General features: G+C 67.7%; 27 protein-coding genes and 1 pseudogene. 15 read left to right on the top strand and 13 right to left on the bottom strand.

Annotated elements, in window-relative coordinates; translation table 11 throughout:
- Positions 1–319 precede the first annotated feature (319 nt).
- The gene (locus AB0395_RS28150; protein WP_366285927.1) at positions 320–1,207 is read right to left on the bottom strand and encodes a sigma-70 family RNA polymerase sigma factor; all 888 of its coding nucleotides are present in this window, start codon (positions 1,205–1,207) and stop codon (positions 320–322) included.
- Positions 1,208–1,447: 240 nt separating this feature from the next.
- Between AB0395_RS28150 and AB0395_RS28145 the strand changes: the two genes are divergently transcribed.
- Entirely contained in the window at positions 1,448–2,128 is a 681-nt protein-coding gene (locus tag AB0395_RS28145) for an NAD(P)H-dependent oxidoreductase (protein ID WP_366285925.1), read from the top strand.
- A gap of 583 nt (positions 2,129–2,711) precedes the next feature.
- Positions 2,712–3,155: pseudogene (locus tag AB0395_RS28140) on the top strand (DUF6879 family protein).
- A 96-nt stretch (positions 3,156–3,251) separates the two neighbouring features.
- Here the strand turns inward: AB0395_RS28140 and AB0395_RS28135 are convergent.
- Positions 3,252–3,932, bottom strand: a complete 681-nt coding sequence (locus AB0395_RS28135) for a hypothetical protein (RefSeq protein WP_366285923.1) — start codon at positions 3,930–3,932, stop codon at positions 3,252–3,254.
- Between the two features lie 157 nt (positions 3,933–4,089).
- Entirely contained in the window at positions 4,090–4,452 is a 363-nt protein-coding gene (locus tag AB0395_RS28130; protein WP_366285920.1) for a hypothetical protein, read from the bottom strand.
- A gap of 108 nt (positions 4,453–4,560) precedes the next feature.
- Here AB0395_RS28130 and AB0395_RS28125 point away from each other — a divergent pair, with 108 nt between their 5' ends.
- Together AB0395_RS28125 and AB0395_RS28120 are read left to right on the top strand one after the other, a co-directional pair.
- Complete coding sequence (locus AB0395_RS28125) at positions 4,561–4,986, top strand: hypothetical protein (protein WP_366285944.1); 426 nt, start codon at positions 4,561–4,563, stop codon at positions 4,984–4,986.
- A gap of 213 nt (positions 4,987–5,199) precedes the next feature.
- Positions 5,200–6,555 carry a CRISPR-associated endonuclease Cas3'' gene (locus tag AB0395_RS28120; RefSeq protein ID WP_366285918.1) on the top strand — a complete coding sequence of 452 codons (1,356 nt, stop codon included), beginning with the start codon at positions 5,200–5,202 and terminating at the stop codon, positions 6,553–6,555.
- Here the strand turns inward: AB0395_RS28120 and AB0395_RS28115 are convergent.
- Genes AB0395_RS28115 through AB0395_RS28100 form a run of 4 tightly spaced genes read right to left on the bottom strand, consistent with a single transcriptional unit; the run spans position 6,533 to position 9,149 of the window.
- Entirely contained in the window at positions 6,533–7,069 is a 537-nt protein-coding gene (locus AB0395_RS28115; protein ID WP_366285915.1) for a hypothetical protein, read from the bottom strand. The two genes, AB0395_RS28120 and AB0395_RS28115, sit on opposite strands and share 23 nt — an antisense overlap.
- A complete protein-coding gene (locus AB0395_RS28110) occupies positions 7,066–7,560 on the bottom strand; it encodes a class I SAM-dependent methyltransferase (RefSeq protein ID WP_366285913.1) in 495 nt (164 codons plus the stop codon). Before AB0395_RS28110 ends, AB0395_RS28115 begins: the two co-directional genes overlap by 4 nt.
- Positions 7,503–8,393, bottom strand: coding sequence for a hypothetical protein (locus tag AB0395_RS28105; protein WP_366285911.1), 891 nt, complete (start codon positions 8,391–8,393; stop codon positions 7,503–7,505). The genes AB0395_RS28110 and AB0395_RS28105 overlap by 58 nt, the downstream gene beginning before the upstream one ends.
- A 12-nt stretch (positions 8,394–8,405) precedes the next feature.
- Positions 8,406–9,149: a hypothetical protein gene (locus AB0395_RS28100; RefSeq protein WP_366285908.1), complete on the bottom strand. Its 744-nt coding sequence runs from the start codon at positions 9,147–9,149 to the stop codon at positions 8,406–8,408.
- A 264-nt stretch (positions 9,150–9,413) separates the two neighbouring features.
- Between AB0395_RS28100 and AB0395_RS28095 the strand changes: the two genes are divergently transcribed.
- A complete protein-coding gene (locus tag AB0395_RS28095; RefSeq protein WP_366285906.1) occupies positions 9,414–10,226 on the top strand; it encodes a hypothetical protein in 813 nt (270 codons plus the stop codon).
- Positions 10,219–10,893 (top strand): RibD family protein, encoded by a 675-nt coding sequence (locus AB0395_RS28090; protein ID WP_366285904.1) that lies wholly within the window; start codon positions 10,219–10,221, stop codon positions 10,891–10,893. The genes AB0395_RS28095 and AB0395_RS28090 overlap by 8 nt, the downstream gene beginning before the upstream one ends.
- Before the next feature lie 41 nt (positions 10,894–10,934).
- Here AB0395_RS28090 and AB0395_RS28085 read toward each other — a convergent pair whose 3' ends face one another.
- A complete protein-coding gene (locus tag AB0395_RS28085) occupies positions 10,935–11,666 on the bottom strand; it encodes a protein phosphatase 2C domain-containing protein (RefSeq protein WP_366285903.1) in 732 nt (243 codons plus the stop codon).
- 6 nt (positions 11,667–11,672) lie between these two features.
- Positions 11,673–12,485 (bottom strand): GntR family transcriptional regulator, encoded by an 813-nt coding sequence (locus AB0395_RS28080; RefSeq protein ID WP_366285901.1) that lies wholly within the window; start codon positions 12,483–12,485, stop codon positions 11,673–11,675.
- An 887-nt stretch (positions 12,486–13,372) separates the two neighbouring features.
- Here AB0395_RS28080 and AB0395_RS28075 point away from each other — a divergent pair.
- The 6 genes from AB0395_RS28075 to AB0395_RS28050 all read left to right on the top strand — a co-directional run bounded on the left by AB0395_RS28075 (position 13,373) and on the right by AB0395_RS28050 (position 16,547).
- On the top strand, positions 13,373–13,588 hold the full coding sequence (locus AB0395_RS28075; RefSeq protein WP_366275632.1) for a hypothetical protein: 216 nt from the start codon (positions 13,373–13,375) through the stop codon (positions 13,586–13,588).
- Positions 13,585–13,971, top strand: coding sequence for a hypothetical protein (locus AB0395_RS28070; protein ID WP_366285899.1), 387 nt, complete (start codon positions 13,585–13,587; stop codon positions 13,969–13,971). Before AB0395_RS28075 ends, AB0395_RS28070 begins: the two co-directional genes overlap by 4 nt.
- Before the next feature lie 44 nt (positions 13,972–14,015).
- Positions 14,016–14,261 (top strand): hypothetical protein, encoded by a 246-nt coding sequence (locus AB0395_RS28065; protein ID WP_366285896.1) that lies wholly within the window; start codon positions 14,016–14,018, stop codon positions 14,259–14,261.
- Positions 14,262–14,500: 239 nt separating this feature from the next.
- On the top strand, positions 14,501–14,704 hold the full coding sequence (locus tag AB0395_RS28060; protein WP_366285941.1) for a BldC family transcriptional regulator: 204 nt from the start codon (positions 14,501–14,503) through the stop codon (positions 14,702–14,704).
- A 246-nt stretch (positions 14,705–14,950) separates the two neighbouring features.
- Entirely contained in the window at positions 14,951–15,601 is a 651-nt protein-coding gene (locus AB0395_RS28055; RefSeq protein ID WP_366285895.1) for a TetR/AcrR family transcriptional regulator, read from the top strand.
- A 76-nt stretch (positions 15,602–15,677) separates the two neighbouring features.
- Positions 15,678–16,547 carry an alpha/beta hydrolase gene (locus AB0395_RS28050; protein WP_366285892.1) on the top strand — a complete coding sequence of 290 codons (870 nt, stop codon included), beginning with the start codon at positions 15,678–15,680 and terminating at the stop codon, positions 16,545–16,547.
- Between the two features lie 133 nt (positions 16,548–16,680).
- Here AB0395_RS28050 and AB0395_RS28045 read toward each other — a convergent pair whose 3' ends face one another.
- The gene (locus AB0395_RS28045) at positions 16,681–17,604 is read right to left on the bottom strand and encodes a LysR family transcriptional regulator (RefSeq protein ID WP_366285890.1); all 924 of its coding nucleotides are present in this window, start codon (positions 17,602–17,604) and stop codon (positions 16,681–16,683) included.
- A 181-nt stretch (positions 17,605–17,785) separates the two neighbouring features.
- Here AB0395_RS28045 and AB0395_RS28040 point away from each other — a divergent pair, with 181 nt between their 5' ends.
- Complete coding sequence (locus AB0395_RS28040; protein WP_366285888.1) at positions 17,786–18,616, top strand: NAD(P)H-binding protein; 831 nt, start codon at positions 17,786–17,788, stop codon at positions 18,614–18,616.
- 6 nt (positions 18,617–18,622) lie between these two features.
- Positions 18,623–19,231 (top strand): anthrone oxygenase family protein, encoded by a 609-nt coding sequence (locus AB0395_RS28035; protein WP_366285886.1) that lies wholly within the window; start codon positions 18,623–18,625, stop codon positions 19,229–19,231.
- A gap of 239 nt (positions 19,232–19,470) precedes the next feature.
- On the opposite strand, the gene AB0395_RS28030 is transcribed toward AB0395_RS28035, so the two are convergent.
- The 3 genes from AB0395_RS28030 to AB0395_RS28020 all read right to left on the bottom strand — a co-directional run bounded on the left by AB0395_RS28030 (position 19,471) and on the right by AB0395_RS28020 (position 23,452).
- A complete protein-coding gene (locus tag AB0395_RS28030; protein ID WP_366285883.1) occupies positions 19,471–20,592 on the bottom strand; it encodes an epoxide hydrolase family protein in 1,122 nt (373 codons plus the stop codon).
- Between the two features lie 234 nt (positions 20,593–20,826).
- Positions 20,827–21,939: a TauD/TfdA family dioxygenase gene (locus AB0395_RS28025; protein WP_366285880.1), complete on the bottom strand. Its 1,113-nt coding sequence runs from the start codon at positions 21,937–21,939 to the stop codon at positions 20,827–20,829.
- Between the two features lie 634 nt (positions 21,940–22,573).
- Complete coding sequence (locus AB0395_RS28020) at positions 22,574–23,452, bottom strand: NAD(P)-dependent oxidoreductase (protein ID WP_366285878.1); 879 nt, start codon at positions 23,450–23,452, stop codon at positions 22,574–22,576.
- A gap of 214 nt (positions 23,453–23,666) precedes the next feature.
- Between AB0395_RS28020 and AB0395_RS28015 the strand changes: the two genes are divergently transcribed.
- Positions 23,667–25,223: an MFS transporter gene (locus AB0395_RS28015; RefSeq protein WP_366285875.1), complete on the top strand. Its 1,557-nt coding sequence runs from the start codon at positions 23,667–23,669 to the stop codon at positions 25,221–25,223.
- Positions 25,224–25,398: the final 175 nt, after the last annotated feature.

Below are 25,398 nucleotides of genomic sequence, written 5' to 3'. Positions count from 1 at the left end.
CATGCTGAAATGGCTTGATGCTCGGTCGGTGTGGGAGTCGTGCCAGAGTTTTCGGTCGCGATCAGTGGTGGATTTCGCCCCGTTGGCGTGATCGATTCCCTACGATAACCGCCGCCGAATCACCCGGGAACCGCTCGATTGCAACAGAAAGGAAACTTTAAAGATAGAAAAAACATGAAAGGCGAGGAGACAATTCGGTCCACATGTTTTCCGGGTTCGCCAAGGGAACCAATTACGAACAGGCAGCCGAAAGACCATCACCGCCGCTGCCCCCGCATGGGCAAGGGTGGCGTGGACCGAGTGCCGAGTGCGTCAGGCGTCAGGCGTCGAGGACGGCCAGGTCGAGGCGGCACAGGCGGGCGGGGTCGGCGATCACCTCATATCCCGCGATCCTGTCGCCCTCGACCATGACGGTCAGGGCGAGAAGCAACCGTCCATACGGGGCCACGACAACCCCCACGGCTCCGTTCACAAGGGCCACCGCCGCGAACCGGGCCCTCCGCCCGAGGACGAGGGTCTCCTCCGCCACCGCCCGCGCACCGCGGGCCTCCGTCAGGGCGCCCGGCGGCAGGGCGGCAGGGTCGGCGCGGCGCACCACGTCGGGAGCCAGCACCGCGAGAAGCGCGGTCAGGTCGCCACCACGTGAGGCGGCGAGGAAGGCCTCGACGACGTGCCGGTGCCGGGTGAGCTCGGCGGCGGGAAGCGCGGGGATGCCCCGCACCTTGTGCCGTGCCCGGCTGGCGAGCTTCTTCGTGGTGACCGGTGAGCGCTCCACGATGGGGGCGATCTGGTCGAACGGCACGGCGAACAAGTCGTGCAACACGAACGCGACCCGCTCCACGGGGACCAGGGTGTCCAGCACCACCAGCAGCGCGCGGCCGACCGAGTCGGCCAGCAACGCCTCCCGCTCGGGGTCGCTCCCGTCACCGGCGTCCGGGATCTCGTCGGACACCTGCTGGCCGACGGGGTCCTCCCGCCGTAGTTCGCGCGAGCGCAGCATGTCGAGGCACAGACGGGAGACGACCGTCCTCAGCCATCCGGCCAGGTTCTCGATCTCACCGGCGTCGACGCGGCTGAGCCGCAGCCAGGCCTCCTGGACGGCGTCCTCCGCCTCGCCGAGCGAGCCGAGCATCCGGTAGGCGACCGCCCGCAGGTGCCCCCGATGCGCCTCGAACCGCTCCGCCAGCTCGTCGTCACGCCCGTCCATCACCGGTCACCTTCGCTCGCCGCCCCTCGTCATCTCTATGACGAGTACAGCGCGACCAATGTGACATGGAGAGAACCGAATGACCGACATCCGAGCCCGGCAGGAACACCCGAGGCTCCGTGGAGAGGACACGCGAGCGCCGATGCGTGACCTTCCGAGGACCCCGCCCGGCCCTGCCCGCCCGGTCAGCGGCCTCGGCGACCTCCCGTCCCTGTCCCCCGAGTCGGCGGAGGCTGCCCGATGACGTCCCTGCTGCACCTGGACTCCAGCGCCGACCGCCCCGGCGACTCGGTCAGCAGGCGGCTGACCGCGCTGTTCGCGGACACCTGGCGGGAGCTGTACGGCACGGCCGGATACCGGTACCGGGACCTGGCAGCGGACCCGGTGCCGTTTCCGGCCCCGGCCTACTGCGTCCTCGGCAGGCGGGTCGAACGACAGGGGCTCGTCCCGCCGGGCGAGGTGGCCGGGCTGGTCGGGGACGCGGACGAGAAACGGGAGTGGGAGCTGACCCTGCCGCTGGTCACGGAGCTGCTGGCCGCGGACACCGTGCTGGTCGGCGTGCCGATGTACAACTTCTCGATACCCGCCGCGCTGAAGGCGTGGATCGACCGGGTGACCTTCCCCGGGGCGTTCACCGACCACGAGACCGGCGAGAGCCTGCTGCGTGGCACGAGAGTGGTCGTGGTCACCGCACGGGGCGGCGCATACGGCCCGGGAACTCCCCGGGAGGCGTTCGACTTCCAGGAGCCCTACCTGCGGACCTACTTCGGCAACCTCGGGGTGGCTGAGGAGAATCTGTGCTTCGTGCACGCCGAGATGACCATGGCCGACAGGCTTCCCGAACTGGCCCGCTTCCAGGAGATGGCGGCCAAGTCACTGACCACGGCCCAGACCTCGATGACCACCCTGGCCTCCGCGTGATCCTGTTCTCGCACACGGGCTGAGCGGTAAGCGACAGACGTCGGTCGTCGAGGCTCTCCAGGATGCCGTAGAGAGTGCCGACGGAGGGATTCACCCGCACCCCTGCATGCCGCAGAACACAACACGCGTAATGGCCGGTCCGGCCTGCCGCGCCTCTCATGAGGCCTATGTGGCCGCGGCAGGCTCCGCGGCGAAGGCTTTCAGGAAGGTGCGAACCGCGGCACCCGCCGTACGACACCCTAGAGCGATCGCTTCTGGAAGGTTGGCGGCCACGTCGAGTCGTAGTCCCCTCGTGGTGAATGTTCTCGAACTCTTCTCCACGGGAGTCAGGCATGCGGGTTACGTTCCTCGGTTCGACCTCGCAGAACGGCGGCTCACCCACGCTGTACGCAACAAACCGGGGCAGTCTCGTGGTGCGCGGCTACCGCATCACCGACCCTCAAGCGCTCGCAGATCTGAGGGAGGTGCCTTCCGGTGAAGCCGGCGTTGAGATCCCTCTGGAGCCGCTGAGCTTCTACCAGAAACCCGCCGCCCATGACACTTCCACAACTGCGGCGGCCGACGAAAACGCCGGGGAGAAGCGTTGCCCCTGGTTTCCGGCCACACGTTCGGTGAGCTGTTCAGGTCGTTCGAACACACAGCGTTCCGGCTGGAGCAGCGGGAGCGCTACAACTCTCCGGGCGAGCATGAGCCGATCCGCAAGTTCCTCGCCGACGAGCCCGACGGCCTGGCGTGGAACCGGCCCTGACTCGACCTCATGGCCGAACACGCGGCCAAGGGGAAGTTCGTCCACCGGGTGCGGGTCGTGTCCGTTCCACTGTCGGACTACTCCCGCTTCGGCCTGTGGTGTGCGGAGCACGCCATTCAGGCCGGCGAGGACATCCGCTACCTGAACCGGGCGCAGGCGCGGGGTCTACCTGACTTCGACTACTGGCTGTTCGACTCCAAGTGGGCCGCCCAGCTGAAGTTCGACGTGTCTCCAGGACGACGGCGAGGGGTTCACCCGGAGCCGACCGGCGAGCCGTGAGCGCCGACCTTGGCCAGGGCTGTCACGGCCAGCGCGGGGCAGGGCGGCACGGGCGGGGTGGGCGGGGTGGCGCGGACGGGGTGGACGACCGGTGGATCAGGGGGTTGCGGTGAGAGGGAGGCCGGTGAGGAGGTGTTCGCGGAGGGCGGCTCCGCGGACGCCGATCTCGGGGAGGTCGTCGGGGCCGGGGGCGCCGGTGATCAGCAGCTCGGGGACCAGGAGGCTGCCGAGCGGGGCGTCGAGCGCCGGGTCGACGCGGCCGCCGATGTCGGCGGTGGGCAGGTCGAGGTAGGCGGGGGCGAGGGTTCTGCCGTAGAGGGTGCCGGTGACCAGGTCGGGGCAGAACTCGTTCCAGAAGATCGACACGGTGGTGCGCAGATCGCCGTGGATCATCACCAGCTTTTCGGTCATGTCGCCGACGAAGGTCTCCGCCGTCACATGACCGAACACGACCAGTTTCGCGTCACCCGCCAGGTAGATGTTCTTCGCCCGCAGGTTTCCCAGAACGATCAGCGCGGCGGCGCCGTCGTCCACGTCGGTGATGTTGCCGTCGACGGTCAGGTCGCCGTCCACGACGTATCCGGTGGCCATGTCGGGCGTGCCCTCCGACCAGGGGGTCCGCTCGTGCTCGTCGAGGGGGAGCTCGCCGGTCAGCGAGGCGGGACCGGGCACCAGGATGTACTCCTCCTCGTACAGGTTCCTGTATGTCCCCTTCGGCAGCCCGCGCCGCTCGAACAGGTCCACCGCATCGCCCCACGCAAGATAACCGCTTCGCATAAGCGCGACCGTAGCAGCTGCCGCCGATCATGGATCCGGCGTTCAAGCCCCGAAGGCCGGGTGACTTCCGGGGGCTTGAACGTGCGGTCGTCCTGCGACGTCACCGGGAGGCGATCTCGAGCAGGACGTGACCGGTTACCGGGTGGGTGGCCGGCGGTCAGGGCTCCACGAACTGGACCGATGCCACCTCAACGGGGTGCCGGAAGCTCGCCCTGGAGTGCCTTCTCACGGTTTCCTCGAAATTTCCGCTGCAGTCGGCGCTGGTGTACAGCTCGGCGGCGAACCGGCCGGAGTGGTTACGGGCGGACAGGGCATTGAACGGCGTGTCCAGCGGCACGCACGCCTCTTCTTCCGGCACCGGCACCGACAGGGAGCCGCCCCTCTGATGGTGCTCGGACCACAGGTCCAGGTTGCGCTGGGTGTTGAGGTCGGTCGCATTGGCGTTCGCCGCGCCGGTGGTGCCGGCGAGCACGCCGGCCACCAGCAGTGCCGAGGCGAGGAGTCTGCTCGTCTTTCGCATGGGGATCCCTTCTGTCGGTGGGCTGTCCACACAGCCGCCAGCAACAGAGAGTAGTCACTCCACTGCGATTGGTAAGGTGACGATAATGTCGCCGAACGGCACGGAGATGTGGTCCGTCTCTCCAGGGACGTCCTCGTCGCCGCCGTGAACGGCACGCCGCCGTCCACGCCCTCTCGCCTGCGGCCTGACCTCACCGCGATCTCCCAGCACCTGGACCTGGACCGCAAGACCGTGCGCAGGTACCGCGACACGGTTACCCCCGAACAGCTCACCCCCGGCCCCCGCAGCCGCGCATTCACCGAGTTCCCGCTCTACCTGCGCCAACGGATCCAGGCCGACGGCATGACCAACGCCGCCACGCTGTACACCGAACTCCGCCACGACCTGGACGCCGTCACCAACGGACTGTCCCTCCCACATTCCTCCGGCACCGTCGAAGGCAACGTGACACGCATCAAAACACTCAAACGCAGCCGCTATGGATGCACGAAACTCGACCTTCTCCGCAGGATCACCCTTTACAGCCCCTGCTGATATCACGAAGCGTCACAACATCACACGAGCTGCGCCAGAAACACTTTTACCTGGCCACGGACATCTTTCAGGGGCTTTCGTCCTTCCTGATCAAGAGCAATGACCCGTGTTGTGACGGCGCAACGAGCCCAGTCGATCACCCCGGGGAGGTCGGCGCATTTTGTCGGTGGCATGTGGTTCGGTGGCGGGCGGAGACGAGCGCGAGAGGGATTCATGCACGAGGATCACGAACCGCCGGACACGGTCATCGATCATCGACTGTGGGGGAAACACAAAGGGCTTCCCGCGCCCTATCCGGTGATCTGCCACCTGATCGATACGGCGGCCATCGCGGGCGCCCTCTGGGATATATGGAGTGAAGGAATCCCCTCAACACAAATAAGAGGTTTTAGGAGATATATCTGCTTTTGGGCCGGTCTCCATGATTTGGGAAAGGTGTCTCCTTCGTTCCAGGTGAAAGTGGAGGAGCTGTATCAGGCTCTGATCACCGAGCCGTCTCGATATGGCGCGGACTCCCCGGTCCAGGGGCTGGGGCATCACGAGGTGACGCACTGGGTGCTGGTGGAGATCCTTCGGAATCTGGGCTATCCGCGGGACGCCGGAGCGCGCCGAGACGTGGGGCATCAGATCGCGCAGATGCTGGGCGGTCATCACGGGCGTTTCTGCCAGGCGATGGACCGAGCGGAGTTGCGCGCCCCCCATGCGGCTCGCGACGGACTCGGCGAGGGGGTGTGGGAAGAACAGCGCCAGGCTCATGCAACCGCACTGCGAAAGCTCACGGGGGCTGACGAAGCACTGGCGGAGCGGCTACCCGCCTGGACGGCGGTCGTCGTCATCGGGATCGTGATCGTCGCGGACTGGCTGGTGAGCCAGGAGTCGTTCATCTCTCCCCGGATTCCGGGGCCGGACTGGGTACCCTCCGACGAGGCACTGCGGACCCACTGGGAACGGGCGGTGGCCGACGCTCCCTTCGTGATCCGGGAAGCCGGATTGGGACGAGCGCGCTTCCGCGACCTGGGCTTCGCGGAGCTGTTCGGATTCGAGCCCAACGCCTTGCAGAAGTCGATCGTCGAGGAGCTTCCGGCGCTCGTGAGAGGGCCGGGACTGTTGCTGGTGACGGCTCCGCCAGGGGACGGGAAGACGTTCTCCCCGCGCAGGCGGGGGTGTTCCACGTCCACCGGGTCCTCACCCGGGGCGGCGGCGGTTCTCCCCGCGCAGGCGGGGGTGTTCCGCCACCTCCGCAGGCAGGGGCAGCCCGGCCCGGGTTCTCCCCCCGCAGGCGGGGGTGTTCCGGTCGGCACATGGGACACCAGCGTCACCATGGGGTTCTCCCCGCGCAGGCAGGGGTGTTCCGAGGCTGGTGCCTCAATTGTCCCAGATGTACCCGTTCTCCCCGCGCAGGCTGGGGGTCAGTTTTCACGTGTCGCCGACACGATCACCCTTTGGGAGACGAACCGTCCGGCTGCGTTCTCCCTGCGTAGGCAGGTGTTCCGTATGAGTTCCTTCGTTTTGCTCAATACCAACCCGACGCGCATGAGACACATCATCAGGACCGAACAGCTGGGGTGATTCGGTTTCGACGGGTGAGCGTTTCGAGGTCGGCTGGTCGCAGCCCTACGTATGGGTCAGGCTGGATGAGCAGGGTTTCCGCCCCTGCCTCTGTTCGCTGTCGCGCCCATGTGTGGTCGACGGGAGCGAAGTCGTCGTCGATCCAGATGAGCGGCTGGCCGTCGCTGACGAAATCGGCGACGGTGTCGCGCTTCCACAGGTAGCCGTTCGGGTGGCTGGTGGTGATGGGCAGGTAAGGCAGGTCAAGGTGCCCCCAGGTAGGCAGGCCGAGGCGGTTCCCGATGAGGTAGGCAGAATCGGCGCGCCAACTGGAGCACCACAGTGGGGTCAGCGTGAGATGGGCGATGGCGTCAAGAAGGGCTCGTCCGGTTGCGGGGTTGAGCCAGATCTCGACAGGTTTCTCGTAACCGCTCGGAGTGACAGTCTGGCGCTGGAAACCGGCGGGAATCTCACCATGAGGGCCCGGGAAAGGAATGTGGACGCCGTCGATGTCGCAGAGCAAGTACATGTTCATCTCCGTTGAAGGATGAAAACCATGTCGGTGGTATCTGACTTGCGGAAGGTCATGGCGAGCAGACCTCCTGATCGAAGAGCGTGCGCCACTCCGACCGTCAAAGGCGCTGGGGCGCTGAAAGAGAACGCACCGAAGATGGACAGGCAGATGTCGATGGATGCATGAGGTTGCGCCCGCATGTAGGCCGATGCCTCGGCTTCGACGAAGGCCAGGTTCGCGACCATGCCGTAGGTTCGGCACGCTCGTTCGATCTTGGCGGAGTCATGATCGATGCCGACCCCACAGGCACCGTGGAAGGCAACGAGGTGGGCGAGGTTATGACCGCCGCCACAACCGACTTCTATGACGTGTTTATCTCGAAGATCACCCAGGATCGAGAGGGACGGCCCTATACCCGGGGCTCGAGTCCATTCGAAACGGTCGCGAATCTCGTTTATCCGTTGAGCAGCTTCACGGCCTCGGTGAGGTGGCGGCTGATCGCGGTAGTCCATGTCTTCTCCACTCCGCAGGCCCACCCGATGGTCATCTGGTGGGTGAACCAGTCCGCTGCCCAGACACGGTGCCAGCCGAGCGCCCAGAGGGCTGCTGGTAGGCCTCCGCGGTCTCGTCCTGCGTCGTTCGGACCACCTGCGGCGATGTAGGTCTCGATGTAGCCGGTCAGAAGGTCCGGGTCGGGTGTAGTGACGGTGCCGTACCAGGAGGCCAGGTCGAGCAGCCCCGGTCCACGGAACGCTCGGGCGAAATCGAGCAAGTGAGTGCCACCTTGACCGACGTGGACGGAAGTAGGGTGCCATTCGGAGTGGCAGAACCCGAAGGGCTCCAGCTCAGCTCCATCGATGCGACTATCTGCGATCTTGTCGAGAGCGTGGGCGGCTTCCAGGGCCGTGCCGTCGACACCGAGTAGTCCGAACTGGTTGATCATGCGTTCTGGCATCAGGGCTAACTGCGAACTGTCGAGGGTGGGAAGCCCGCCGGTGTCAGTGACCTGATGCACCGCGACGGCGAGGGCCGCCCCTTCGCTGTCAGTGGCATCCCGGACGGCTGGGCCGAGGTCTGCCAGCAGCATCCCAAGCAAGTTGGGGGTTCGGACGATCGCGAGTCGTTCCGGGACGGGTAGACCGGCGTTCTGAGCGATGCCAAGCGCGATGTGTTCGTTGGCGAAAGGGCCTTCGGCGTACTTGAACACCACCGAGGTCCCGTCACCGAGGTGAAGACGTTCCACGCCGGAGCGGTTCCAGACACGGATCTCCTCACGGGCGGTCGGTAATGCGCCGTACTCGTCCATGAGCTGACTCAGCACGGCGTTGACCTCGGTGATGTCCATGAACGGTTCCTCCTACGGTGCGACTCGGCACGCCTCGACGGCGGCGATCCAGGTGTCTTTCATCCTGGCGAGTTCCTCGCGGAACGTCTGGAGCGGAGCGCCGTACGGAACGACCGCGCCACCGGTCTGCGAGGGCACCGACTGGCAGCCGTGTACCAGACGCCCGCCGAGGGCGGTGTGCGCACGGACGAGCTCCAGCCGCCGGGGCTCGTTGAACCAGCCGCCGTGGTAGACCTCATCCAGCATGTCGCCCTGGACGTCGGTGAGGTCGAAAACAGCGCGGGTGGTGGAGTTGAAGAACCAGGCCGGGCCGATGTTGGAGATCTCTCCAGTGAGTTCGACCTTGTTCAGAGCCATGAAGGTGCCGACCTGCCGTAGCATCGTCAGGTGTTCGGCGGTGATCTGGGGTATGCCCAGGTCAGCTAGATGCTCCTCTCGGAAGATATACCGGTACACCTCGTACCCGATCGCCAGGACCGTGGCGGCGTCACGAGTAGAAGTGGCGTGGGCCTGGATGTACTCCAGCGCGATCTGCTCCAGCGCCTTGTCGTCGGTCTCGGTCACGCCGAGCATGTCCCGTTCCACCTGCGCCCAGGGAATCACGAGCCACGAGTGGTTGGTGAACTTGAAGAAGTACTGCTCGGGAGTGATGGTCACCCGACGGCCGTTGACGGTGACACCCGGGATGCGGTTCCAGCGCTCGTCGAACGCCTCCGGCAGCTCGACGCTGATCTTGACGGTGTTCTGGACTTTCACGCGGCTCCTTCCAAACCTCGGTGCACGGCCGATCCGCGCACTGCGACGACGTCAGTGTGGGGACCTCGGAAAGTTCAGGACAGTGACGTGTACCACGTGCGATAAACGTGGAACGGTTCCACGAACCCCTCCCAACGCTCGGCCTTCGCATATCCCTGCCGGGCGAGTAGCCTCCAGGACGATCAGCGGTAAGGGCGACTTGTGGCCAGGCGAAAAGTCTTCGATCCAGGATCGGTACCTGCTGCGTTCTGGCGGAGGGACGACGTGCGCGCGGCGCTGAGACACAGGGATGTGGGGGTGATCTTCCGTGTTATCTCCGCCACGTTCCCGGAATGCACACAGACCCGTCTCGCCGTCCTCACCCAGCACGACCGCTCCGACATCTCCAACTGGGTCCGCGGTACTCGCACCGGCCGAGTATCCGACATAGAAGTACTCACGCGCATCGCCGATGGCCTCCAGATCACCGACGAGGGCCGCATGCTTCTCGGCCTCGCCCCGACCGAACCTCCGCTTTCCGGCTCGCGATGCCCGCCTCCCCTCCCTACCTCAGCGGATCCCCAGCCAACCGGCCTGATCGCGATTTGCGGCAGCCGTACTCATGACACCGACAGCACGGTCATCGACGCGGCGGTTTGCGCGCTCGCCCGGTGCGTCATGTCCGGCCAGTACCAGGTCAGCCACGGCCCGGTCGGCGTGGGGATGGAAGTCATGACCTATCTCGCCGATCATTACGCCCCGCCGCACATATCCCAAGCCGTAGGCCTATTTGGCCACCGCAACGTCGTCCGTGACGTGGATGTCGTCATCGTCGTCGGCGGGGGTCCTGGCACCCAGATTGAAATAGATCTCGCCCTCGCCATGTCAAAGAAGGTCGTCGCGCTGCCCACCAGCGGCGGCACCGCCCGCCGCTTCTACGAGCGCGCCTGTACCGAACCGCATCTCCGATCCTGGATGTGTCAGGAGGACTTCACCGCCCTGGACACCTTCACAGGTATGTATGAACACGCACGCCTCGTGGATGCCTTCGCCCATTTCGTCGGACGACTACTGGCCCCTGGAGCCGAAAATGACTGATCGCCCCTACGTCCTGCTCTCCTGCGCCACCAGCATCGACGGCTACATCGACGACACTAGCGACGAACGGCTCATCCTCTCCAACGACGAGGACTTCGACCGGGTCGACGCCGAACGCGCCGGAGTCGACGCCATCCTCGTCGGCGCCAACACCATTCGCGCCGACAACCCCCGCCTGCTCGTCCGCTCGCGGGAACGTCGCGCCGCCCGTGTCGAAAAGGCGCTTTCCGAGAGTCCTATCAAAGTCACCCTCACCGCCCAGGGCGATCTTGATCCGACAGCCCAGTTCTTCACCGCCGGAGACACCCAGAAGATCGTCTACTGTGCCACCCCCGCCCTGGACAAGAGCCGCGATCGCCTGGCCGACGCCGCAACCGTCGTCGACGCCGGAGAGCCCCTCGACCTTCGCCTCGTCCTGACCGACCTCGCCCGGCGCGGCGTCGAACGCCTCATGGTCGAGGGCGGCGGCACCATCCACACCCAATTTCTCACCGCCGACCTGGTCGACGAGATCCAGCTCGTCATCGCTCCGTTCTTCGTCGGCGACCCGGCAGCCCCGAGATTCGTCGGCCCCGGGGCCTTCCCACACACCCACAAGAACCGCATGACTCTCGCCGAGACCCGCCAGATCGGCGACGTTGTCCTCACCCGTTACCTACTGCACTGAGCTTTCGCTTCTGGGCTGGCAGGCGGCACGTACCGGAGCGATCAGCGAGCGCTCCGCACGTCGATGACGATCACGCTGATGTTGTCAGGGCCCCCGTGGTCGATAGCCAACGTGATGAGGCGATCGGCGATTTCTTCTTGATCGCCCGACGAACACAGAACGTCCCGGATGAGCTCATTGGGCACCGCAGAGCTCAGCCCGTCCGAGCACAGCAGGAACCGGTTGCCGGGGTGGAGTGCCCGGACGGTGAGGTCGGGAGAGCGGCCATCGGGGCGGCCGTCGAGGAAACGGGAGATGCGTCCGGGAAGGTTCGGCATGCTGTTGGCGTCGGCCACCAGGTTCCCGTAGGTGTGGTCCTCGGTGATCTGGACGATCTCCGAGGCCCCGCTGGTGTTGGAGTCGACATCACGCAGCAGGTAGGCACGGGAGTCACCCACGTTCGCCAGAACCGCCGTCGTCCCGGACCACAGCATCGCCACCAGCGTGGTGCCCATGCCCGCCAGTTCGGGTTCGGTTTCGATCCTGCGGCGCAGGGCCTGGTTGGCGGAGTGGACCGCCTGTCCCAGGACAGCGGGCAGGCCCGCCGGATCGACCTGGCGGTCATGGGCCCGCAGAGTTTCGATCACGACGGTGCTGGCGACGTCACCGGCGGTATGGCCGCCGAGACCGTCGGCGACGGCGAACAGGAATCGGCCAGCGTAAACGGCGTCCTCGTTGCGTCGGCGGACGAGACCGATGTGGGTGCAAGCGGCGACCTCGATGGTGAGAGTCATGGCCACTCACACGCCCGTCTCGGTGTCGTCGGGCCAAGGGGCTTGCGCGGATTCGTCGCGGTGCAGGACGTGTACGGTCTCGACGCGATCACTGGCCACGATGTACTCGGTCACCTCGATGGGCTGGTCGTCACGTCCCGAGACGCCCTGCCGCACGATCTCCAGTACGGGCAGGCTGATGGGGATCTCCAGCAGAGCAGCCTCGCCTTTGGTCGGCATCCGTGCCCTGTGGAACTCCATCCAGGTGATGGGCCAGTGCCCGGCTCTCTCCAGCCGGTAGAGCCAGTCTCCTGGTCCTGCCGCCTGGGTGACGACCTCGGGGGCGTCGGCGACGCCGCGCGGGTGAATCCATGAGATGGCGATCTGGAACGGGGGCTCCGACTCCGGCCCGGTGACTCTGAACCGGCGCATTACTTCTGTGCCGACAGGTACTCCCAGCAATTTCGCGATTCGCGGGTCGGTCAGAGGGTCTGGGGACGTGGTCGGCGGAACGTGGTGTCTCCAAACCTCCTGCCCGGAGGCTGACGGGAACGAATAGCCAGGAGCGTCGGTGGCGACGTTCCGCTTCACCAGGTTCCCGCGTGGTCTGCGCAGCCGCATCATGCCGTGCCGGACGATGATCCCCCGCCCCTGCACCGCCCAGACGAACCCCTCTGACTCCAGCACGCCGATCGCCCGGCCGATCGTGTCTCTGTTCGCACCGTACTGCGCCGCGAAGTCATCCAGGCGCGGGAGTTTAGCTCCGGGCTTCCACTCGCCCGCCTCGATCCGTGTCCGGATTTGAGCAGCAAGGTCCAGATAGCGCGAGTGCACGGCCATCACACGCCTCCCCCTTTCGTCGAAAATTGTCTTGGGACAATTGACAGAGGACCAACGTCGACCCAATATAGTCCCAAGACAATTGCCCTCCAGAAGAACTGGGTGCCTGGAGGAGTCGACACGGTCAACGTCCGAACTGCAGGCAGACCACCTTGAAAACGGATTCGCCTGGCGCTCCGCACGTCCGGGCAAACCCTTGATCAGGAAGGCACTCCTGAACCATGACCAACCCTAGTGCTCCGGTCCTCGACCGGACCACGACGCCCAGAGGCGCCTGTCGCTGCTTTGTCGATGCCGTACCGATGCCCATGGGGTGTGCGCTGTGTGGACACGCTCCCTACGCGCACGGTTGCCCCGGCCGACGTGCCGATCACGACTACGTCCAGCCGGATGGCACGCTGATGGCGGCCCGGCTTCGGGAACGGCGGCGCGCCGGGACGTGCACTCTTCCTCGGGTCGAGGCGCCCGGTGAGGTGGCTCCGGTCGATGTGATCCCCCTGGTGCCCGCCCAGCGCCGTCCCGAGCGGCCTGCCGCAGTACAGGCGTCGGCCGTACAGACGCCCCCGGTTGCGCAGGTGTCCCCGGCCGCCTCGGATGCGCCGGTCCCGGCCACGCCGCCGGTACGGCCGCCGCTGCCCAGACGGACACGGCATCCCTCCCCCCGTCCGCACCCTCGCTCCGCCAGACCGCCCCGGCCTGGCGGCTCTCGTCCCGCGCGCGACCGGCCGCCCATCCCTCGTGGCCCCGGCCCGGTCCGGGCCACCGTTCCCAGGCTCCGGCCGTCCGTACCGGATGGCGAACCGCGTGTTCTGCTCTCTCACCCCAGAAGCCGGGTTCGGCTGGACGTCAGCGCCAGCCGAACCCCTGATCGGATGGAGGTCCGATCCATGGAGAATGCCAGGTCCCTCCCGACGAGCCCGGCGATCCCGGGTTGGCGGCTGATCATCAGTGACGCCGGGCGGTTCTGGGCCATCCGCCAGACGCCCTTCCCGATCGCGGCGATGCGCGCGGGAGCCGATCCGGCGGTGGACGCCGACACCTTCGCCGAGGTCCGGGCCATGGTGGAGCGGCAGGAGGAGATCGCCCGGCAGGTGACCTCGTGATCCGGTCGCGTTCGTCTCGTACGGCGGGCCGCCACCGCGCCGGACAGCCCCGCACCACCGTCCACCGCCGCCTGTGGGACGGTCCCGCCCGCGCCGAAGCCGAATGTCTGGAACGTTCCAGGTCTGCTTGGGCAGTCCTCTACAGCCTGGGACGGCGCCGCTTCTACGCCATCGCCACCTGGCCCACCCCCGAACCGGTGATCGTCGAGGACGACACCGCCGCAGGGCTGGAGGAGCAGATGCGGGAGAAGGAGACGATCTTCATCCGGCAGCCCCTCCCCTCCTCTGCTCCGTCCCCGGCCGGACAGGGCGGCGCTGCCTCCCTGGCGCATGCCGCGCGGCAGGCCCTCGCACCACAGCACCCCTACCGGAGGGCCGCATGACCTCCGCCCCGGACTCCGGTGTTGCACGCCGACGATGCGACACCGTGCAACAGGCGCACCCCGGCTGGCTGATCTTCCACAACTCGGAGACCGACATCTGGAACGCCTACCGCCGTACCTTCCCCGACAAACGGGAGATCGGGGCGGGCATCAGGCTCCTGATCAGGGCGGACTCGGCCGAACGTCTGGAGGGGAAACTGACCGCCCAGACCGAGATCCAGGCCGCCCTGGCCGCTCTGCCCGCCCCCGGGCCGCTGCCGGGCATCCCCCGGACCTTCCTTCGGTCCTGACCCCACCCGGTACGGCACCACGCGCACCTGCGGCAGGCCGTACCCCTCGAACGTGCGATCCGGGAGGAGGGGCCCGGGTCGCACCCCCTCGTGCGGTTCCCGGAACACACCGGGGAAGCGGGAACCGCACGAGGCCTATCTCCAGCTCCGGAGTCCGGCCCGCCCCCCACCTCGGGCCAGGCCGCCCGCTTCACCATGAGCGCTCAACCCCACCAGGAGAATCCATGAAGGTCATCAAGATCACCGCCCCCACCGACAGACCCGCTTTCGAGGCTCTGCTCACCCCCGCCGAGGTCGCCGCCCTGTTCCGAGTGGACCCCAAAACCGTCAACCGATGGGCCAAGGCCGGAAAGCTCACCTCGGTGCGCACCATCGGTGGCCACCGCCGCTACAAGGAAGCCGAAATCCGCGCCCTGCTCACCAACCCCCACCCCACCCCCTGAACCCGGCCCTGCCAACCACTCCCCTGTCATCAACGCCCCCCAACCCATGGTCAGATCACGGCTCTCCATGCGCCTGATCAAGGAGCGTGAAGTGGACCTTCGTCGCCAGTTGACGAAAGACCGTACGCAGGTCCCGAGCGCCGGTTCCGTCGGAAGCCCAAACGGGAACTCGGGACAACCTCCCCCATGAGGACATGGCAGATGACGATACGTTGAGCGTCGTTAACGTCTGGAATGGAGCGGATGATGGCAGGATCCAACGGGCCGGTGATGGCTGAGCTGGAGGACCTCATCGCCAAGGGACGAAAGCACGGGGCGCGCAAGCGGGTCATTCTGCTGCAGGCCGCCCGCCTGTTCGTCGAGCGCGGCTATGACCTCACCGGGATCGACGACATCGGCGCCGCTGCCGGTGTGAGTGGGCCTGCGGTCTATCGGCACTTCGCGGGCAAGCAGGGCATTCTCCTCGCTCTGATCGAGTTGTCGATGGAACGATTGCAAGAAGGCAGCCGTGTCGTGCTGGAGGCCCGGGAGCGGGAGCCGTGGGAGCGGCTGGCCATGCTGGTGGACTGGTTCTCGGCCTTCGCTCTGGAGAACCAGGAGTTGATGCTGATCCTGCAGGGGGAACTGTCGAGACTGCCCGAGGAGGATCGGCGGCGTCTCCATCACCAGATGCGGACTTTGCGCGAAGAGTGGGGCGCCCTGCTCGTCGAGGTGCGGCCTGATCTGTCCGCCCTGGGCGCCCAGATCGCGGTCACGTCTGTCATCGGAATGGTCACCCCGGTGGTCGCCGCCCGCCTCGGGGGAGAGACCGCGGTCGTCCGCGAGCATCTGAGAGCTCAGATGCTCGCGGTGATGCGAGCACCCGCTCCTTCCGCACCGCTTCCGGCAAAAAGTTAACGGAGCTATACTTTTTTCATGATCGGCGTGCGTGAGTGCCGTGCGCGGCAGCATGCCCATGAAGATGAGGTGCGCGGTGGAACAATGGATCGAGAGCAATGGCGTTCGGCTGTGGTGCGAGACCAGGGGAAATCCGGCCGACCCGGCGATTTTGCTGGTGATGGGTCTCGGCGCTCAGGGAACCGCCTGGCCGGAGGACCTGTGCGAGATGCTTCGAGGCGAAGGGCACTACGTCGTTCGCTACGACAACCGGGACACCGGCCTGTCCGAGCGTGTCGACTACGAGGCGCGGCCGTACACGCTGACCGACCTGGCCGATGACGCGGTCGGCCTGCTCGACGGGCTGGGCATCGAGACCGCGCACGTGGTCGGGGCCTCGATGGGCGGCATGATCGCGCAGGAGATCGCCCTGGAACATCCTGGGCGGGTGCGCACTCTGACGGCTGTCATGTCCATAGTGGCCGCCATCGACCCCGAGACAAGCACCATCCGCGGCTCCGAACGGGATCCGCGACTTCTCGAGTGGGACGCCCGGCAGGCCGCCGACCCGCCCATCACGGAGGAACAGCACATCCAGGCCAGAGTCGACCTCGCTCGCATCCTGACCGGCTCCCTCACCCCGTTCGACGAGACGGCGACACGCCGGATAATCGCGCGGGAGTCCGCCCGAGCCGGAGACACGACGCACACCATGCGCAATCACATCCTCGCGGTGACGGCCTCACGTGACCGTTCCGAGCTCGTCGGCTCGATCACCGCCCCCACCCTGGTGATCCATGGCACGGAGGATCCCATGGCGCCCTTCGAGCAGGGCAGGGCACTCGCCGCGGCGATCCCCGGCAGCGTCCTGGTGCCCATCGAGGGGATGGGCCACACCATGCCCACGCTGGCGCTTCCCCTCATCGCCTCCGCGATCCTCCAGCACACCAACCGCGCAGGCCTCTGAACTCCGCCCCGAACGGCACAGAAGAGAGCCCAACATACGCTCAGGGCCTCGCCGCGCGAGTCCCCAGGAGCTCCGAGAGGGCGGGGATTCGCGGCCCAGGGCGTTCAGGGGGCGCCGGGCTTCGGCGTAGGTCCTAGTGGCCGGGGCCGGGGCCGGTCAGGAGGTTCTGGGTGGTTGTGGCGTAGTCGCATGCGGCCTGGACGAAGGCGCGGACGCGGTTGGTCTCCGCCGTGGCCCGCCAGATGAGCCGCCACTCGAAGGGCGGGCCGTCGAGGAGGGGGACGTAGGTGACGTCAGGGCGCGCGTCGTACTGGACGGCGTGGGTGGGGACCGGGAAGACACCTCTGCCGACGCCGACGAGTGCGAGCATCTCCTGGATGGTGTCGAAGACGGGGCCGCGTTCGACGGGACTGCCGTTCGGGGTGTGGCGGGGAACCAGGGCCTCGTCGAGGTGGTCGGGGATCAGGCGTGGGCGCAGGACCCTCTCTCGGGCGAGGTCGTCGAGCGAGACCGAGGCTCGGCGGCCAAAGGGGTGCCGGGCCGAGACGGCGAGCATGGGGTTCTCGCGGAACAGGACCGGGCTCACGGCGAGATCGGGGTCGGCGTACGGCGACACCACGGCGAGCAGGACGTCGATCTCGTCGCTGGTGAGCGGCGCGGTGCCGCCGCTGTACGGGCTCTCCCTGATCTGGACCTGGCAGGTGGGGTGGAGGGTGCGGAAGGCGTCGGCCGCCTCGTAGAGGAACCGGCTGACAGCTGTGCCGATGAATCCGACCCTCAGTACGCCGTCGACACCGCGTCCCGCGGTGATCGCCCGTTCGATGCCGTCGAGGATCTGCTGGTAGGCGGGGCTCAGGTCGTCGTGGAGGCGGCGGCCGATCGGGGTCAGCGCCACCCTGCGACTGGTCCGCTCGAACAGCGGGACGCCGAAGCGGCGTTCCAGCGCCTTGATCGTCTGACTGACCCTGGCCGTGGACACGTGTAGGTTTTCGGCGGCGCGTCCGAAATGCAACTCCCGGCCGAGCTCCAGGAAGATCTCTATATCGCGGCGCTCCACCGTTAACCCCCGTTTGTGAACCTCAGTGTTAACGAACGTTGCGTGATCAGCCGTTGTTCCCGGTTTCGGCTCGGACGATCCTTGAGGAGTCAGGCCAAGGGCCATCGGCCCGGCGGGGGCCTTCCGGAGGACCGAAAACCCCGGAAGACCAAGGCCATTCATGAGGAACGGGGAGAAGAACATGGGCGATCACGCGCCGACGCTGGTTCTGGGGGGTACGGGCAAGACCGGCAGTCGTGTCGTGCGGCGGCTGACGGGGCGGGACCTGCCGGTGCGGATCGGCTCCCGCTCCGGCGGGGTGCCCTTCGACTGGGAGGATCCGGCCACGTGGCAGCCTGCGCTCCAGGGGGTGAGGGCGGTGTACATGTCGTACTACCCGGACCTGGCGGTGCCCGGCGCGCCGGAGGCGATCGGCTCCCTCGCAGAGCTGGCGGTCGCCGGTGGGGCACGGCGGCTGGTGCTGCTGTCCGGCCGGGGTGAGGAGGAGGCCGGGGCCGCCGAGGAGGCATTGCGGGCTTCGGGGGCCGACTGGACGATCCTGCGCTGCAGCTGGTTCAACCAGAACTTCAGCGAAAGCTACCTGCTGGACCCGGTGCTGGCCGGTCAGGTGGTACTGCCCGCGGGACAGGTGCCCGAGCCGTTCGTCGACGCCGACGACATCGCCGACGTCGCGGCGGCGGCGCTCACCGACGACAGGCACGTGGGCGAGGTCTACGAGCTGACCGGTCCGAGGCTGCTGACCTTCGCCGACGCGGTCGCCGCCATCGCCGAGGCGTCCGGGCGGGACATCGGCTTCGTCCAGGTCTCCGCAGAGGAGTACGCGTCCGCGCTGCTCGCGGAGCAGGTCCCCGTCGAGGTCGTCGACTTGCTGACCTACCTGTTCACCACCGTGCTGGACGGCCGCAACGCCCACCTGGGCGACGGCGTACAGCGCGTCTTGGGGCGTCAGCCCCGTGACTTCGCCGACTACGCCCGTGAAACCGCCGCGACCGGCATCTGGAACCAGGGATAACGCACCATGATCAAGATCCTGCAGACGGTCTCCCTGCTCGCCGCGACCGTCACCACCGGCCTCATGGCCGGGTTGTTCGCCGCCTTCGCCTACGCGGTGATGCCCGGCCTCGGGCGCTCGCACGACCGTACCTTCGTCGAGGCGATGCAGAAGATCAACGTGGCCATCATCAACGGCTGGTTCATGTTCTGCTTCCTGGGAGGGCTGCTGTTCACCATCGTGGCCCTGGTGCTGCACCTGCGCTCCGGCCAGGAGGTCCTGCCATGGATCATCGCCGGGTTCGTCCTGTACGCGGTGATGTTCGTCGTCACCAGCGCCGTCAACGTGCCCCTCAACGACCAGCTCGCCAAGGCGGGTCACCTCGGCAGCGTCACGGACCTGGCCGCCGTGCGCCAGGCCTTCGAGTCCCGGTGGGTGACCTGGAACATCGTCAGGGCGGTCGCGAACATCGCCGCCTTCGCCGTCCTCACCTGGGCCCTCGTCCTGCACGGCCGGGTCACCGCGACCGCGACGGCCGCTCCCGGCCCGGGCGTCGGCCCGGGGCACGGCGTGTCCGCCGCCGCACCCCACCTCCCCGGGCCGCCTGCCCGGTACGGCGACAGCCCCGCTTTCTAACGCGTGACCGGGAACGTCCACCGGGCCGCGCACCCGCGCCGACCAGGCACGCTCCACTACCCGCCGTACCGGCGCCCCGAAAACACCCCACACCGTGAAGACAAGCGATCACCGGGCCAGATCCCGAAGAACGAACGGCTTCGCCGGTATGTCCGGCGAAGCCGTTCTCGTGTGTACGGCGGGCGGAGCGCGAAGACCGGGAGGGGTCTCCGCGGTGCCCTCAGCGATCCCCGGAACCCTCAGGGGAGGGTGTGGAAGAACTCGCGGATGTCCTCGACGAGGAGAGCGGGCTGCTCAAGGGACAGGAAGTTGCCGCCGCGCTCGAACTCCGTCCATCGGGTGACGTTGAGGTCGCGCTCGGCGAAGCGGCGGATGGCGACGTCGGTGCTCAGCGCGACGGCCACGGCGACGGGAACCGTGCCGCGCTCCTTGGGAGCCCAGGCCGCGGGGTCGTGGGCCATCTCGTAGTAGAGGTTGGCCGAGGAGCCCGCCGTACCGGTGAACCAGTAGACGCTGACGTTGGTGAGCAGGTGGTCGCGACCGACGGCGTCCTCGGGCAGGTCGGCGGCCGCGTCGGTCCACTCCTTGAACTTCTCCGTGATCCAGGCCAGCTGCCCGACCGGCGAGTCGTGCAGGCCGTAGGCGAGGGTCTGCGGGCGGGTCGACTGGATGACGTTGAAGCCCATCATGTCGTCGCGGAAGTTCTGCAGCCTGGCCAGGCGCTCCTGCTCGCCCTCGGTCAGGTCCGCAAAATCGGCCGGGTCGTCGGAGGGGAAGGTGACCAGGCCGTTGAGGTGGACGCCGACGACGTGCTCGGGCGCCTGGCGGCTCATCTCCGTCGCGATCCAGGCGCCCCCGCCGCCGCCCTGGACGCCGTAGCGGTCGTACCCGAGGCGGGCCATCAGCTCGACGAACGCGCCCGCGATGCGGCCGGTGTTCCAGCCGGGGCCGCTGAGCGGTCCGGAGAAGCCGACCCCGGGCGTCGAGGTGACGATCACATGGAAGTCCTGGGACAGCGGTTCGATCACCTCGGTGAACTGCGTGAACGATCCGGGCCAGTCGTGCAGGAGCAGCAGCGGTGTGGCGTCGGCCTTGGCGGAGCGGACGTGCACGAAGTGGATGTTCTGCCCGTCGATCTCGGTGGTGAACTGCGGGAACCCGTTCAGCCTCTTCTCCGCCCCGCGCCAGTCGTATCCGTTGGCCCAGTGGTCGGCCAGGCCCTTCAGGTAGTCGACCGGCACGCCCCTGCTCCAGCCCGCGCCGGGGATCTCACCGCTCCAGCGGGTACGGCCGAGCCGGTCGCGCAGATCCTGCAGGTCGGCGTCGGAGATGTCGATGCGGAAGGGCTTGATCTCGGTCACGGCGATGCCTCTCTGGTGCCGGCGGGATGCGGGGTGACCCGGATCCCACGCGAAGCGGAATGCTCTGTTCCAGAATAGCAGAACAAATCATTCCGTTCCACTCATGGGCTCCGCTGGACGGGGCCGATGACCTCCGGGATCGATGTGCTCGTCACCGGGCCAGGCGACGACCGAACGAGCGAGGCGACCTCCAACGGCCGCCCCTCCTCACCGCCCCCTCGCCGTTTCGCCTCTCTACCGCCTTCCGCCCCGCTGCTTTCCCCTCTGCTTTCCGCCCCTTCTCGCCGCCCCTCCAGCCGTTCCGCCTCTCTCCGCCTCCCGCCCCGCTGCTTCGCCCCGCCCCGCTGTTTCACCCTGCCCCGCTGTTTCACCCCTCTGCTTTCCGCCTCCCTGCCGTTCCGCCCGCCAGTCATCGGACTCGATGCTGATGCGGTGCACCGTTCGCGAGACGCCCGGCTCGACCTCGGTGGCGCAGTGGTAGGTCGTCGCGGTCTTCCAGATGACCAGGTCACCGGGCGTCCACTGGTGGGTGTAGACGTGCTCCGGGGCCTGGACGAGCTCGTCGACGATCGCGAAGAACGCCTCGTTCTCGTTGGCGTCGAAGCCGATCACCGAGTCGAGGTACTCGGGCGCGCCGTACAGGTAGGGGCGCCCGGTGAAGGGGTCCTCCCGCACCAGGGGGTGCTCCACCTTCGGGTACTGGGCATCGGCCAGCGCACGGAACTCCGCGATGGACAGGCCGATGTGCTCGCTCCCGATTCGCAGGCGCTTGCCGACGGTGGCCAGTGCGGTCCGGCCCGCGATCTTCTTCTTCCACTCCTCCGGCAGGCGGTCGTAAACGTCACTCGCGTTCGCGTACAGGGTGTGCCCGCTGGTCGAGGGCACGTTCACGCCGTGCAGCATGGTGTAAGGCGCCGGGGCGGCGACGAAGGACGAGTCCTGGTGCCAGAAGTTGCCGCCCCTGGCCACGCCGACCGGCCTGCCGTCCCTGATCTCGTTCGAGGAGATCATGATCTCCTCGAACTCGGGGTGGCGGTACTTCTCAACCAGAAAGGGGACCGGTTTCCCCAGGCGCGCCGCCAGGTCGATCTGCCGTCGCGGCGTCAGCTCGAGGCCGCGGACGACCACCAGCTCGCGCTGCCGCAGGCTCTCGACGAGCCGGTCGAAGACCTCCTGTCGTTCGAGGTCGTCGTAGGTGACGTCGGAGATCTCCGCGCCGATGAACGGGGCTATCTCGCTGATCTTCATGGTGTCCTCTCGTCTGTTCGCGGACGGGGTCTCGCCCGTTCTCGCCTGTTCGCGGGCGGGCGATGGTTCCTCCTCGGAGGCGAGGATCTTCTGCGGCACGGTGATGCGGCACGGTGACGACGTCGTCGATCCGCTCGTGCGGCCCGGAGGGGGTGACCGTGCCCCGGAGGCGTTCCGCCCCCTGGGAACGGAGGGGAAGCCGATCGAGACGCCGTGGATTCCGCGCTTTTCCCGCGGGCATCGTGACATGTGTCGTACGTGCTTTTCCGGCAGGCGTCGTGACATATATCGCATGCGCTCTTTCCGCAGGCGTCGTGACACATATCGCACGCGCTCTTTCCATGGGCGTCGCACGCGCTCGGCCCCGGGAACCGCCACCGGGGGACTTTTCGCGTCGACGAAACCGATCCCCGTGCCGTGCGGTGCATCTGTCGGGTGTCGCACGTTGTCCATCGGCTCCCGCCGGAGGGCATCGCTTCGCTGGATGAGGTCCAGGCAGGTGAGCGTCGCGTCCATGCTGGACTGCGGAAGAAGTGGTGAAACCGAATCGTGACGCGCGGGAACGGGCGTAGTCAAGCGCGCTGCCCGTACCGACCGTATATCCGCTGACCAGGCCGGTCGCCTTGCGGAAAACCCATCAAACAGGGGAAAAGTACGCTTATTAAGCTTAAGAGAACAATGCTCTCGATCGGCGATTCATGGCCGTCCGCGTCGGAGAAGAGCACGATGCCGGTCAGACGTGCCGCCGCTCGCGGACCAGCTCGACGATCGCCCCGATGTCCGCGTCCGCCCAGCCGTGCTCGGCCGCCTCCTCGTAGCGCCGCTGGACCAGCCTGGCGATCCGCAGGTCGAGGCCGAGTGACTCCCCGAGCTCGACGGCGAGCCGTACGTCCTTCGCGCCGAGCCGCGTGGTGAACCAGCCTTGATGATCGCCGCCGATGACGTCGTCGAGCCGGTTGTGCAGGGCGGGGGCGACGGTCGGCCACTGGAGCAGCAGGTCGCGCAGCCTCGACTCGTCCAGCTCGGCCGCCTGCCCCGTGGCCACGACCTCGGCGACCACGGCGAGCCCGGCCATGAGCAGATAGTTGTTCAGGAGCTTGAACGTCAGCGCGCTGCCCGGGTCCGCACCGCAGTATCGCTGAACCGCGAATATGTCGCGCCAGAGGGGGTCCAGCCTGCGCACGTGCTCCCTTTCGCCGCCCAGAAGCCCCATCGCCTCCCCCTCGACGACGGCCAGGGGCCCTCCGACGATGGGCGCGGTGACGAACCGGTGTCCGGGCGCCGCCTGCCACAGCTCGCGGGAGGTTACGGGGGAGACGGTGCTCGCGTCGGCGACGACCGGCGTCTCGTCGGCCCCCAGACCGGCGAGCTGCGCCATGACGTCGCGACTCGCCCGATCGTCCGCGAGTGACATCAGCACGCCCTCGGTGCCGCGCGCGGCGTCGACCGGCGAGGAGGCTTCGACGGCGCCCGCGGCGACCACCTCGGCGGCCCTGCCCGGTGTACGGTTCCAGACCTTTACCGTGTGACCTCGCATGAGCAGCCGACGAGCCAGCGCCCTGCCCATCCTGCCCATTCCGAGCACCGCCACCCGCATGTGCCGCCCCCTCATCCCCGCTTCACGGAGGCTTCCCGGATTCACCGAGCCACAATCACAAAGGGTGATAATTACCTAACTGTAAGCTGATGTCGCTTTTTGATCGCCGGTACCGAGGAACGGCCCGCGTCACCGGGCGAGGCCCCGGTGGACAACCGTCGAGGCGCCCGCGCGGAGATCGTCAGCGTTCGGTCAGCGCTTCGTCAACGCCGCCGCCGAAGCTTCCGGCATGACCTCCTCCCCACACAGATGGGGCACACTGGCGATCGCCTGTCTCGCCATGCTGCTTCTCGCCGTCGACCTCACCGTGCTCCACCTGGCCGCGCCGAAGCTGGTCCAGGACATGCGCCCCTCGGCGACCCAGTTCCTGTGGATCGTCGATGTGTACGGCTTCGCACTGGCCGGCCTCCTGGTCACCATGGGCAACGTCGGCGACCGGATCGGCCGCAAGCGGCTACTGCTCGTCGGCATGGCCGCCTTCGGGGGCGCCTCCGCGCTGACCGCCTACGCCATGACCCCGGAGCTGTTGATCGCCGCCAGGGCGCTGCTCGGCGTCGCGGGGGCGACCATCATGCCCTCGACCCTGTCGATGATCCGCAACGTCTTCACCGACCCCAAGGAGCGGGCGACCGCGGTCGGGATCTGGAGCAGCGTCTCCGCGCTCGGCTTCGCCCTCGGCCCCGTGATCGGCGGGGCGCTGCTCGACCGGTTCTGGTGGGGCTCGGTCTTCCTCGTCAACGTCCCGGTCGCCGCGCTGATCGTCGCCGTCGGTGCCTTCGTGCTCCCCGAGTCACGCAACCCGCGCCCTGGGCGCCTCGACGTGGTGAGCGTGCCGCTCTCGGTAGCCGGGGTGATCGCGGTGATCTACGCACTGAAGACCGCGGCCCACGATGGGGTCACCGCGCCCAGCGTCTGGGCCGCCGCCGCGCTCGGTCTCGTCTCGCTCACCGTGTTCGTCCGGCGGCAGACCCTGCTGGCCGAGCCCCTCATCGACGTGCGGCTCTTCCGCCACCGTGCCTTCTCCGGATCGGTCGGGGCCAACGTCGTCTGCATCTTCTCGATGCTCGCCGCCTCGCTGGCCTTCGCGCAGTACTTCCAGCTTGTCCTCGGCTGGTCGCCGCTGGTCTCCGGGCTCGCCGGCCTGCCCGGCGGGCTGAGCGCGGCGGTCGGCGGGATCCTGGCGACCCCGCTGGTCGGCGTCATCGGCAGGGCGCGGGTCGTCGCGCTGGGGCTGGTCATGAGCGCGGCGGGGTTCGTGCTCTACAGCCGGTTCGGGACGGACACCGGGTACGCGTACATGGTCGTGGCCATGGTCGTCACCGCGGTCGGGAACGGGTTCACCTTCGCCGTCACGAGCGACACCATCCTGGCCTCGGTTCCCAGGGAGCGCGCGGGCGCGGCGTCCGCGATCGCGGAGACCGGCCAGGAGATCGGTGGGGCGCTGGGCATCGCCGTACTGGGGAGTGTGCTGAACAGCGCCTACCGCGACAACCTGCGGCTGCCCTCCGAGGTTCCCACGCGGGCGGCCGAGCAGATCGGGGAGTCGCTCGGCGGAGCGCTGCAGACCGCCGCCGCACTGCCCGCGGAGGTGGCCGAGACCGTGGCGCGGGCCGCCAGACAGGCGTTCGTCGAGGGCATGCAGACCACCCTGGTGACCGGCGCGGCGCTACTCGCCGTCCTGGCGGTGGCCGTACTGCTCGCGCTGCGCGGCGTTCCCCCGGTGATCCCCGAGGTGATCCTCGACGACGAGGGCCGAGCGCGGGACGAGCCGGTCCCGGCCGGTTAGCACGCGGCTTCCCCCGAAGAGGCGGGGCGGGCGCGGGGCGGTGTCATTTCACGGCGTCGTTCCACGGCGTCATTCCATGGAACGGGCTTCGCGGGGGCGGGCCCGGCCATGGGAGCCGGGAAAAGGTCGGGCCCTAATTGGCCCGGTCAGCCCGCCCGATCGGGCACCGCGAATA

The organism is Streptosporangium sp. NPDC051023, assembly GCF_040689595.1.
Taxonomy (GTDB): domain Bacteria; phylum Actinomycetota; class Actinomycetes; order Streptosporangiales; family Streptosporangiaceae; genus Streptosporangium.
Note: the sequence above shows the minus strand (reverse complement) of the source record. Positions and strands in the feature narration are given on the sequence as shown.